We start from the raw sequence: 10,081 nt of genomic DNA on the forward strand, positions 1-10,081 counted from the left end.
GGGTGTTGGTGGGGCACCGGGCGGTGCCGAACTGGCCGGGCCGGGTGGGGAGTCTCGTGGAGGCGTTCCTGCCGTGGGCCGGCGTGGTGGTGTTGGTGCTGCTCGGGGTGGCGCTGGTGCGTCGGTCGGTTGTCGCCCTGGTGGCGTTGCTGCTGCCGGTGGCGGCGTGGACGTACCTGTTCGGTGGTCTGCTGCTGCCGGGGGCGGCGGCCGGTCCGCGCGACCTCGTGGTGGTTCAGCACAACGTCAGCGACGAGAACGTCGATCCGGCGGGTACGGCGCGCGCGCTGACCGACACCGGGGCCGATCTCATCGGGCTCCAGGAGCTGGTGCCGGACGCGCTACCGGTGTACAGGAAGGTCCTCGCGCCGGACTATCCGTACCACGCGGTTCGGGGCACCGTCGGACTGTGGTCGAGGTATCCCCTCACCGAGGCCGGCCTCGTGGACATCAAGCCGAGAGAGATCACCGAGCCCTGGAGTCGGGGGATGCGGGCCGTGGTCGAGGCGCCGCGCGGCGAGGTGGCCGCATACGTCGCGCACCTGCCGTCGGTACGCGTGCGGGCGAGCGGGTTCGCGTCCTCCAGGCGGGACGAGAGCGCCCGTCTGCTGGGCGAGGCTATCGCGGCCGAGAAGACGGAGAAGGTCGTCCTGCTGGGTGACTTCAACGGGCCGGTCGAGGACCGGGGGCTGGCGCCGCTGACGTCACGGATGAACGTGGCGGAACGCGGCTTCGGCTTCAGCTTCCCCGCCGCCCTCCCGCTGACCCGTATCGACCACGTCATGGCCCGCTCCATGGCCGTGACCCGGATCCGTACGCTGCCTGCCACCGGCAGTGATCACCTGCCGGTACTCGCCACGCTCTCTGCCCGTTGACTCCTAGCGTCCGGAGGGCGGTGGTCCGGTCGTCGAGGGGTGGTTGTCGGCGGCGGTGTCCGGTGGCGGGGCCGGTTCGGTGCGGCGGTCGCGGCGGGTGCGGAGGGCGACGTTCTGGGTGCCGGACCAGCGTTCGTAGAAGGCGCGGTGGTCGCGGCCCAGGACGATGGACGGGACGGCGAGGCCCCAGACGAGGGCGGCGAGGGCAGCGGCCGCGTAGGGCAGGAGGCGGCTCGCGTCGTCGGGCAGGGTGAGCGCCGAGGTGCGGTCGGCGAGGGTCAGCCAGGCGAGTGCCAGGGGCGCGTAGACGATCCACGTGCGGACGGTGACGCGGAGCGGGCCGGCGCGCCCGCCGTCCGGGCGGGCGACGCGCAGCAGTACGGCCCGCTTGCCGGGCGTGCTGCCGGCGACGAGCGGCAGCAGCCAGAACCACAGGGCGCCGAGCGCCGTGCCGATCGTGAACGCGTGGTCACGGCCGGTCGTCCAGTCGGTGGCGACGGCCAGCAGGCCGGTGCTCAGCGTCCACACGACAAGCCAGCCGGCCAGGTCGGCGAGGAACGCGAGCGCGCGGCGGGTGAGGGTGACGCGGCTCCAGTACCGGTCGCGTTCGGCGAGCGGGTCGTTGACGGGCAGCAGGCGGACGAGTGGCGCCGCGAGCAGCCACCCGGCGGCGGCACCGGCCGTGTTGAGGATCAGGTCGTCGACGTTGAACTGCCGGTAGGGGCACTCGTAGACGAACCACAGCCCGGTGAACTGGGTCATCTCGAAGAACAGCGAGGTGAGGAAGGCCAGCACGACCGTGGCGGCCAGGCCGCGCCGCAGGCGGTACCGGAGGTAGACGCCGAGCGGCAGGAGCAGCACGGCGTTGAGGATGGTGGTCCAGGTGGGCGTGAGGGTGAGCAGGTGGGCGGGTGAGCGGTCGCCGTCGGCCGCGCTGGCGATGGTGCCTCGGAACGCGAACGGGTCGAGCTGCGGGCTCTCCGCGTAGCGGGTCGTCGCGCAGTGGCCGTCGGTGTCGACGGGCAGCGGCATCACCGTCTGGAGGAAGGCGGCTATCAGGTAGAAGACGAAGCTGTAGAAGACGAGCACCGGCCAACCGCCCGCCCGGCCGCGCCGCCGGTAGCCGCGTATCGCGACGGGGACCATGATGAGGGCGACGACCAGCGGGAACAGCGACACCGCCGCCTCGACCGGGAGCAGGTAGGTCTCGAACACGGGGATGGCGCCTTCTGGGGTTGCTAGCGGTGCTGGAGGAACGTGGTGACGGTTCGCACGTACTCGTCGGGGTGCGAGACGTGCGGGAGGTGGCCGGCACCGGCGTACGTGTGGAGCTGGGCGTGCGGGAGGTGGTCGGCGAGCTGTTCGACGACGGCGCCGAAGGTCGGCGGGCTCTCGGTGCCGCGTGTGAGGAGGATCGGCCCGGGGAAGCGCGCGAGAGCGTCGACGTCGAGGTGCGGCCACGTCGGGTCCGCCTGCTCGTCCATCCAGGTGGCGGCGTTGGTGACGAAGGTCTGCTGGAGTGCCGGCGGGAGCTTGGCCCACCCGCCGGGGCCGAACGCGATCTCCTCGACGAACTGCCTGGCCCCGCCCGCCATGTCGCCGGACTCCAGGGTGGCGAGGACCGCGTCGACGCGGCGGCGCGCCTCTTCCATCAGAGGTCGCAGCTTCGGGTCCTGCGCGACGGTGGCGAACAGCGGTGGCTCGTGAGCGACGACGGAACGGAACAGTTCCGGTCTGCGGGTGGCCAGGCCCAGCGTGATCGCCGCGCCGAACGAGTTGCCCACGACATGAGCCGGCCCGAGGGCGAGCGTCTCGATCAGGGCGGCCAGGTCGTCCTCGTCCTCCTGGCGCGAACCGGGGCCGGGAGGACGTTCGCTGAGGCTGTGTCCGCGCCGGTCGTAGGTCACGACGCGGCGTGAGTCGGCGAACCGCGAGGCGACGGTTCGCCAGCCGTTGTGGTCGGTCCAGGAGCCGTGCACGAAGACCAGCGGCTCGCCCACGCCCTCGTCGGTGTGGAAGAGCCGGACCCCGTTGACGCGGAGCTCTGGCATCCGGGCCTCCTGGCAATCGGAACGATCACTGGCCTCGAAGCCTGCCGGAACGCGGCGGGGGCGGCAAGCGAGGCCCTGACCGGCCGTCACTCGTCGGCGGGACGCTCGTGCGGGCCGTCGGTGACGAAAGAGCCCATGCCGGTGTGCGTGGTGATCAGCCCTTCCTCGCGCAGAGCCTTCGTGACCTTTCGGATCGTCGGGCGCGAAGTGGCGAACTCCTGCTCCAGCCGAACCTCGGAGATCAGGTGACGAGGCGGGTACTCACCGCTGTAGATCCGTTGCCGGATTACGTCGGCGATCTGCACCCACTTCGGGAACCTCGGGTCGTAGTCCATAGCAGGCAGGACTGTACACATGCACGACCAGGCGAACATAGGAGCTAATAGGAATTCCCAGGTATTGACAGGTCTTAATAGGCGGCCCTATCGTGCATGAACGCGAAGCCCCGGCGACTGCAGCAACAGTCCCGGGGCGTGGCCAACCTGAATACTTGGAAGGCAGGTCGACATGCAGCAGAGTACCGCCCTCGGCGGCTTGTGGCGGCACGAGCCGAAACGCCACCACGAGCCGCTGGACGGCGACGCCTCCCCGCTCGTCCGCCCCTATCTCCTCGCGGCGGAGCGGGACTTCGACCAAGCGGCGTGGCAGCTCTTCCACACCCCGGCGACGCCGTGCTGAGGATCCGCGTCTACTCCGTCAACCGCGTCACCGGCGAACGCCGCACCATCCGCCCGGAACGGGTACTGACCGGGGAGGACGCCAACCCGCTCGACCTCACCATGGCACTGCCGCCCTGCCGGTGCCCGCTGCACCGGAAACACGCCGAACTCCCCCTCGAAAAGGCGGCCGATGGCTCCTGACCCGCAGACGCGCACCCTCGTCGCAGCCATGGCGCTCACCGCCCTGACCGTCGGCCTCCTCGCGGTTCTGCTCCTTCTCCTGACGCTCTGACACCAGGCCCGTTCCCCGCCACACCCCCTCAAAGGTCGGGAACGGGTCTCAGATTGCGTCCACACGCCACGCGGAGCCGGTGCCCCCGCTACCTTCGAAGAGGCGACAATGGTCCGACGGCGGTAGGCGGTTCGGCTTGAGGGGGCACGCGCGGCATGAGCTTCGGCGGCGACGACGAATACGGCCATGCTCGAAGTGGCCGCCAGGGCACCCGTACGCGCCTGCCCGAGACCGAGAGCGGTGCCGCACGTTCGGCGCCGATGCGGCCGGGGCGGAACGTGCTGATGGTCGTGGGCGTGGTGATGCTGCTGATCGGCGCCATCGCCGTGGCGACCCGCGCGGGAGACGACGACGGGCGGGGCGGCGAGGGGCGTGAGCAGGCGCAGCCGACCGCGCCGACCGGCGTGAAGCCGGTCGGGAGCGGGGCCGACGGCATCCCCTCCGGGTTCGCCCGCACCGAGCAGGGCGCCCAGAGCGCCGCCGCGAACTACGCGGTGGCGCTTGGCGGCGACGGCATGTACGACGCCGACCGCAGAGCGCGGATCGTCGACGCCGTCTACTCCCCAAAGGTCGCTGCCAAGCGCCGCGACGACATCAACGAGGTGTACAGCGACAGTGGCTTCCTCGGCCGCATCGGACTCACTCAGGACGGAAGCGCACCCCGTGGCATGACCTTCGTCTCACGGGTCTCGCCAGTAGGGACCAACGCGCTGGAGTTCAACGGCCGGAACGCCAAGGTCGAGGTCTGGTACTCGACCCTGTTCGGCCTGGCCGGTAAGGATTCCGAGAATCCCGTGACCGAGGCCTGGTACACCAACACCTTCGACCTCGAATGGGTCGACGGAGACTGGAAGATCGTCGACTTCAAGCAGGTGGACGGCCCGGCACCCGTCGGCCGTGATCAACGGGCCTCGTCAGCCGATGAGATGGCCGACGCGGTAGAGAGGTTCGGAGGGTTCACCTATGCCAGGTAACCGCCATCGCGTCCTCACTCTCACGGCTGGGGTGGCAGCGGTCCCCGCGCTTCTGCTCGGCGCGGCGACAAACGCCGCCGCCGATCCGGACCCGGATCCGGAGGAAAGCGCGTCCCCCTCCCCGTCACCAAGCCCGGAGAGCAGTGACGACCCCTGTGGTCTGGTCCGCGGCCCCGCGCGCGAGTACTGCGAGAACGGCGAGTCCTCCTCTGGCGGCGGTGGCGGTGGGGGGTCGCAGCGTCTGGAGACGCTGGACCCCTTGTCCTCCTTGGCGAAGGGGTGTGCGGAGGCCGCCGCGTGGACGGTGGACAAGCTGTCGGAGGCGGTGTCGGCGACGGCCGACGTGGACTTCACGAACGCGGCGTTCCTCCGCCAGTACGCCGTGGTCTTCGCCGCTTCCACGATCCTGACGCTCGTCCTGTGGCTGCTGGCGGTGGCGAAGCGGGCGATCCGCGGCGTCCCGTTGACGACCGCGTTGTCGGAGGCGATCGGCTTCCTGTGGCTGGTGGTCCTGGCGTCCGCGTTCACGCCGCTGATCCTGTACACGCTCGTGTCGGCCGCCGACGCGGTGACGGACGTGATCGCGGCGGGTACCGGTTCCCAGACGGACAAGTTCTTCGGGTCGTTCTCCGAGGCGTTGGCCAAGGGTGAGGACATCGGCGGCGGGCCGATCATGCTGATCGTCGTGTCGCTGGTGTCGGTGCTGGCGGCCGGGGTGCTGTGGCTGGAGTTGGTGATCAGGGCGGCGCTGCTGTACGTGGGGGCGCTGCTCGGTGTGGTCGTCTACTCGGGCCTGGTGGACAAGAACCTGTGGTCGCATGTGCGCCGGTGGGCCGGGATCATGATCGCGGTGATCCTCGTGAAGCCGGTCATCGTGATCGTGCTGGGTCTGGCGGGGGCGCTGGCCACGGGTGGTGACGGGCCCACCGCTCTCTCGGCGATCGTCTCCGGGCTGGCGATCATCATCCTCGCCATCTTCGCCTCCGCGATGATCTACCGCTTCGTGCCGGGTTTCGGGGACGAGATCGTCAAGCACCGCAACGCGTCCGCCGACCCGGCCTCCCGTAAGGCGGTCGCGGCGGTGTCGACGCCGGCGGCGATGCTGCGGCAGGGCATCAGCACCCACTCGGCCCGCGGTGGCGGGGTGCCGCCGCAGAGCCAGCCGGCGCAGCCGAAGCAGCCCAACCCCGTCTCCGGCGGTGTGGCCGCGCACGGCGGCCGTGGCGGCGCGGCTGCTCCGCCGCGTCAGTCGCCGGGTCCGCGTACCGGTAACAGCAGCAACTCCGGAGGTGATCGGTGACGACTCCCCACCTCGTCGCCCCCCGCCGTACCTACACGATCGGGCGAGCGCGTCCGAACGCCGTCATCGGCAGGAACCGGGAGACCGGCGAGATCGCGTTGATCGTCGTCGGGGCGTTCCTCGGGATGATGAGCGGTCTGCTGGTGCCGGTGCTGTCGGCGCGGATCGTGTTGCTGGTCGGGTTTCCGATGCTGGCGCTGGCCGCGGTGTACGTCCCGTACGGCGGGCGGACGTTCTACCGCTGGTTCGAGATCAAACGTTCCTACCGCCGGCTGCTGCGGAAGGGAGACGCTGTGTACCGTTCGGACGCGGCGGAGGCGGGTATCAGCCTGGACGGCCGGGAGGTGGAGATCGGCCCGCCGCCCGGGGTGGGCCGGATCACCTGGATGTCGGCGCCGTTCGGCCCGGACGAGGTGGCGGTGCTGCTGCACGCCGACCGCCGCACGGTGACGGCGGCGATCGAGATCGAGGGGCCTGGCGTAGGTCTGCGGGACAGCGAGGACCAGGAGGCGCTGGTCGACCGCTTCGGCACGCTGCTCAAGCACGTGGCGAACGGCGACGGCTACGTCACCCGGCTGCAGATGCTGGCCCGCACCCTGCCCGCCGACCCGGACGCGCACGCCAAGGACGTGGCGCAGCGCGGCGACCAGCGGGCGCCCGACTGGCTGCAGGACTCCTACGAGCAGCTGCAGTCGATGGTGTCGACCTCCAGCGAGCAGCACCGCGCCTACCTGGTCGCCTGCATGCAGTACGGCCGTGAGCTGGCGGCGGAGGCGGCGACGATCGCGAAGGCCGGCCGCAGCACACGTGGCAGGAAGCTGTCGAAGGACGAGGGCCTCGCGTTGATCATGACGCGGGAGCTGACGGACATCTGCGCCCGGCTGGCGGAGGCCGACATCAGGGTGCGGCAGCCGCTGGGCCAGGCCCGGCTCTCCTCCCTCATCCATTCGATGTACGACCCCGACCACCCCATCGACCACATCCAGGCGATGACCAGGCGCAACGCCTGGCCGGCCGAACTGGACGCCACCGAGCCGACGTTCCTCCAGGCGAAGACCCGCGAGTCGTCGACCCGCGAACCGTGGTGCCACTCGACGGCCTGGGTGAAGGAGTGGCCGATGACCCCCGTCGGGGTGAACTTCCTCGCTCCGCTCCTCGTGCACACCCCGGACGTGATCCGGACGGTCGCGGTGTGCATGGACCTCGAACCCACCGAGGTCGCCATCGAGCGGATGCTGACGGAGAAGACCAACGACGAGGCCGAGGCGAGCCGCCAGGCGAAGATGAACCGGACGATCGACCCCCGGGACATCGCCGCCCACGGACGCGTCGACCAGCGCGGCGAGGACCTCGCCAGCGGCGCGGCGGGCGTCAACCTCGTCGGCTACCTCACCGTGTCGTCCCGCAACCCGGACGACCTGGCCCGCGACAAGCGGACCATCCGGGCCGCCGCCGGCAAGAGCTTCCTGAAGCTGGAGTGGTGCGACCGCGAACACCACCGCGCGTTTGTCAACACCCTGCCGTTCGCCACCGGAATCCGACGCTGAGGAGGCGAGCAGCGCATGGCCAGGCTTGATCCGCTGTCACTGATCACCGAGGCGTTCACCAGCTTCCTGTTCGGCCGCGCCGAGACGACCAGAGCGCCCGTGCGGACCTCCACCGGGCAGGCCCAGGCCGTGTACCTGCCCACGGCCGCGCCCGGCCTCGGCGACTCCGGCGTGATCATCGGCCGCGAGGTGTACAGCGGCAAGGGGTACATCTACGACCCGTTCCAGCTGTACGGGCAGCAACTCCCCGCCCCGCACTGGCTGGTGCTCGGCGAGTCCGGCAACGGCAAGTCGGCCCTGGAGAAGACGTACGTCCTGCGCCAACTCCGCTTCCGCGACCGCCAGGTGGTGGTGCTCGACGCGCAGGGCGAGGACGGCGTCGGCGAGTGGAACCTGATCGCGGAGGAACTGGGCATCACGCCCGTCCGCCTCGACCCGACCGCCGCGCTCGACCAGGGCATCCGCCTCAACCCGCTGGACCCGTCCATCACCACCACCGGCCAACTCGCCCTGCTCCGCACGATAATCGAGGTCGCCCTCGGCCACGGCCTCGACGAACGGGCCGGCTTCGCGCTCAAGGTCGCGCACTCCTACGTCAACTCCACGGTCGTCGGCCGCCAACCCGTTCTCACCGACATCGTCGAACAACTCCGCCACCCGGAACCGGACTCGGCGCTCGCGATGAACGTCGACCTGGAGGACGTCCGCTCCTGGGGCCTGGACGTCGCCCTCGTCCTCGACCGGCTCGTCGACGGCGACCTGCGCGGCATGTTCGACGGCCCCACCACCGTCGGCATCGACCTCGACGCGCCGCTCACCGTCTTCGACCTCTCCCACATCGACCGCAACTCCATCGCCATGCCCATCCTGATGGCGATCGTCGGCGTGTGGCTGGAACACACCTGGATCAGGCCCGACCGGAAGAAGCGCATCTTCCTGGTGGAGGAGGCCTGGCACATCATCAACAGCCCCTTCGTGGCGCAGCTCTTCCAGCGGCTGCTCAAGTTCGGCCGACGCCTCGGACTCTCCTTCGTCGCGGTGGTGCACCACCTGTCCGACGTCGTCGACGGCGCGGCCGCCAAGGAGGCCGCCGCGATCCTCAAGATGGCCTCCACCCGCACCATCTACGCCCAGAAGGCGGACGAGGCACGCGCCACCGGCCAGGTGCTCGGCCTCCCCCGCTGGGCCGTCGAGATCATCCCCACACTCACCCCCGGCATCGCCGTGTGGGACGTCAACGGAAACGTTCAGGTGGTCAAGCACCTCGTCACGGAGGCGGAACGCCCCCTCGTCTTCACCGACCGCGCCATGACCGAGTCGTCGACGTCCACCCCGCCGACGGCCACCGCGGCGGACGGCCGGACACCGGCCACCACCCTCGACGCCATCGACGAGGCCTACGAGCGGGAGACGGAGTCCCGGGCACTCTCCTTCGACAAGCACGCGACGGCGGACGAAACGGTGGCATGACATGCCGAGTCACCACAACGTCACCACCACCGGCCCGGTCGGCGGCAGCGGTGACCCCGGAAGCGGCAGAGCGGGCGGCATCCCGGACGGGCTGCTGCTGACGTTGCTGGGCGTGCTGCTCTCGTCGACCGTGCTGGTGTGGTCCGCGGCCGGCCTGTCCGCGCTGCTGGCCACCGGAAGCTGGCCGGACGGCGTCAGCATCGGACGCAGCGCACTCGCCGTCCGCGCGCTGATCGGCGACCCGGCCGACCCGGCCGCCGCCTGGCCGGCCAGCGACGCCGCCGCGATGGCCCGCCCCGGGCTCTTCTGGGGCGTGTTCATCGGCCAGTTGATGGTGCTGTTCACGCTGGCGCTCTTTGTGATGAGCGCGGTGGCCCGCCGCCGCGCCCGCCGCGAGGCCCGCCGCCGAGGCGTCACACAGCCGCCGGCACCCCGGACGCCAACCCCCGGGCAGGAGACGGCCGACCTCCTGACGTCGGGCACGTCCTCGCCTGCTTCGGCGGCTCCTGGTTCCGCGCCTCCGCCCCGTCCAGCTCCGGAGAGCGAGGCGCCCACGCCCGGGACGCAGGCGGAGAAGAGTGACGGCGCCGCCACCGCACTTCATCCCCAGCCTGTGGAAACCCCGCCCCGGCGAACAGTCCCCGAGCCCGCACCTCCCGCGACAACCGGCCAACCCGTCACGCCCGTATCGCCCGTCACGCCCGTCGTGTCCGCCTCGCCGCCCCTCCCCGGCCGGCCGACTCCCGGGGCTCTGCTCCTGCGCGCCGACAACGACCCCCGCGACGCCGTCCACGCGGCCGAAGGCCCCCTCGTCGTCGTCACCTCCGACCCCGCCCTCTGGCTGGACACCGTCGGCGCCCGCGAGAAGCTGGGCCCCACCCACCTCTACGACCCCTGTCTCTTATACACAACT

Annotated in this window: 10 protein-coding genes and 1 pseudogene; 8 read left to right on the forward strand and 3 right to left on the reverse strand. The window is 70.9% G+C overall.

Annotation, left to right across the window (positions count from 1 at the left end; translation table 11 throughout):
- Positions 1-2 precede the first annotated feature (2 nt).
- Positions 3-875, forward strand: a complete 873-nt coding sequence (locus GL263_RS14235) for an endonuclease/exonuclease/phosphatase family protein (RefSeq protein WP_182856067.1) — start codon at positions 3-5, stop codon at positions 873-875.
- A gap of 3 nt (positions 876-878) precedes the next feature.
- Here GL263_RS14235 and GL263_RS14240 read toward each other — a convergent pair whose 3' ends face one another.
- From GL263_RS14240 to GL263_RS14250, 3 genes are all read right to left on the reverse strand, one after another.
- The gene (locus tag GL263_RS14240; protein ID WP_182856068.1) at positions 879-2,090 is read right to left on the reverse strand and encodes a VanZ family protein; all 1,212 of its coding nucleotides are present in this window, start codon (positions 2,088-2,090) and stop codon (positions 879-881) included.
- 23 nt (positions 2,091-2,113) lie between these two features.
- Positions 2,114-2,926 (reverse strand): alpha/beta fold hydrolase, encoded by an 813-nt coding sequence (locus tag GL263_RS14245; RefSeq protein ID WP_182856069.1) that lies wholly within the window; start codon positions 2,924-2,926, stop codon positions 2,114-2,116.
- Between the two features lie 86 nt (positions 2,927-3,012).
- Positions 3,013-3,261: a GntR family transcriptional regulator gene (locus GL263_RS14250; RefSeq protein WP_228456498.1), complete on the reverse strand. Its 249-nt coding sequence runs from the start codon at positions 3,259-3,261 to the stop codon at positions 3,013-3,015.
- A 172-nt stretch (positions 3,262-3,433) separates the two neighbouring features.
- Between GL263_RS14250 and GL263_RS14255 the strand changes: the two genes are divergently transcribed.
- From GL263_RS14255 to GL263_RS14285, 7 genes and pseudogenes are all read left to right on the forward strand, one after another.
- On the forward strand, positions 3,434-3,604 hold the full coding sequence (locus GL263_RS14255) for a hypothetical protein (protein WP_182856071.1): 171 nt from the start codon (positions 3,434-3,436) through the stop codon (positions 3,602-3,604).
- A complete protein-coding gene (locus GL263_RS14260; RefSeq protein ID WP_182856072.1) occupies positions 3,568-3,786 on the forward strand; it encodes a hypothetical protein in 219 nt (72 codons plus the stop codon). The genes GL263_RS14255 and GL263_RS14260 overlap by 37 nt, the downstream gene beginning before the upstream one ends.
- Before the next feature lie 246 nt (positions 3,787-4,032).
- Positions 4,033-4,851, forward strand: coding sequence for a DUF8175 domain-containg protein (locus tag GL263_RS14265; RefSeq protein WP_182856073.1), 819 nt, complete (start codon positions 4,033-4,035; stop codon positions 4,849-4,851).
- Positions 4,841-6,151 carry a hypothetical protein gene (locus tag GL263_RS14270; protein ID WP_182856074.1) on the forward strand — a complete coding sequence of 437 codons (1,311 nt, stop codon included), beginning with the start codon at positions 4,841-4,843 and terminating at the stop codon, positions 6,149-6,151. Before GL263_RS14265 ends, GL263_RS14270 begins: the two co-directional genes overlap by 11 nt.
- Positions 6,148-7,698 (forward strand): SCO6880 family protein, encoded by a 1,551-nt coding sequence (locus GL263_RS14275; protein ID WP_182856075.1) that lies wholly within the window; start codon positions 6,148-6,150, stop codon positions 7,696-7,698. Before GL263_RS14270 ends, GL263_RS14275 begins: the two co-directional genes overlap by 4 nt.
- A gap of 15 nt (positions 7,699-7,713) precedes the next feature.
- A complete protein-coding gene (locus tag GL263_RS14280; RefSeq protein ID WP_182856076.1) occupies positions 7,714-9,168 on the forward strand; it encodes an ATP-binding protein in 1,455 nt (484 codons plus the stop codon).
- Between the two features lies 1 nt (position 9,169).
- A pseudogene (locus GL263_RS14285) lies at positions 9,170-10,081 on the forward strand (type VI secretion protein); the annotation flags it as partial.

It is taken from the genome of Streptomyces durbertensis, from assembly GCF_014156695.1.
GTDB classification, from domain to species: domain Bacteria; phylum Actinomycetota; class Actinomycetes; order Streptomycetales; family Streptomycetaceae; genus Streptomyces; species Streptomyces durbertensis.

What these genes read in the sequence shown, in the direction of transcription:
- GL263_RS14255 (WP_182856071.1), top strand. Translation starts at nt 3,434, where the DNA reads ATGCAGCAGAGTACCGCCCTCGGCGGCTTGTGGCGGCACGAGCCGAAA.
- GL263_RS14280 (WP_182856076.1), top strand. Translation starts at nt 7,714, where the DNA reads ATGGCCAGGCTTGATCCGCTGTCACTGATCACCGAGGCGTTCACCAGC.
- GL263_RS14245 (WP_182856069.1), bottom strand. Translation starts at nt 2,926, where the DNA reads ATGCCAGAGCTCCGCGTCAACGGGGTCCGGCTCTTCCACACCGACGAG.
- GL263_RS14250 (WP_228456498.1), bottom strand. Translation starts at nt 3,261, where the DNA reads ATGGACTACGACCCGAGGTTCCCGAAGTGGGTGCAGATCGCCGACGTA.
- GL263_RS14270 (WP_182856074.1), top strand. Translation starts at nt 4,841, where the DNA reads ATGCCAGGTAACCGCCATCGCGTCCTCACTCTCACGGCTGGGGTGGCA.
- GL263_RS14265 (WP_182856073.1), top strand. Translation starts at nt 4,033, where the DNA reads ATGAGCTTCGGCGGCGACGACGAATACGGCCATGCTCGAAGTGGCCGC.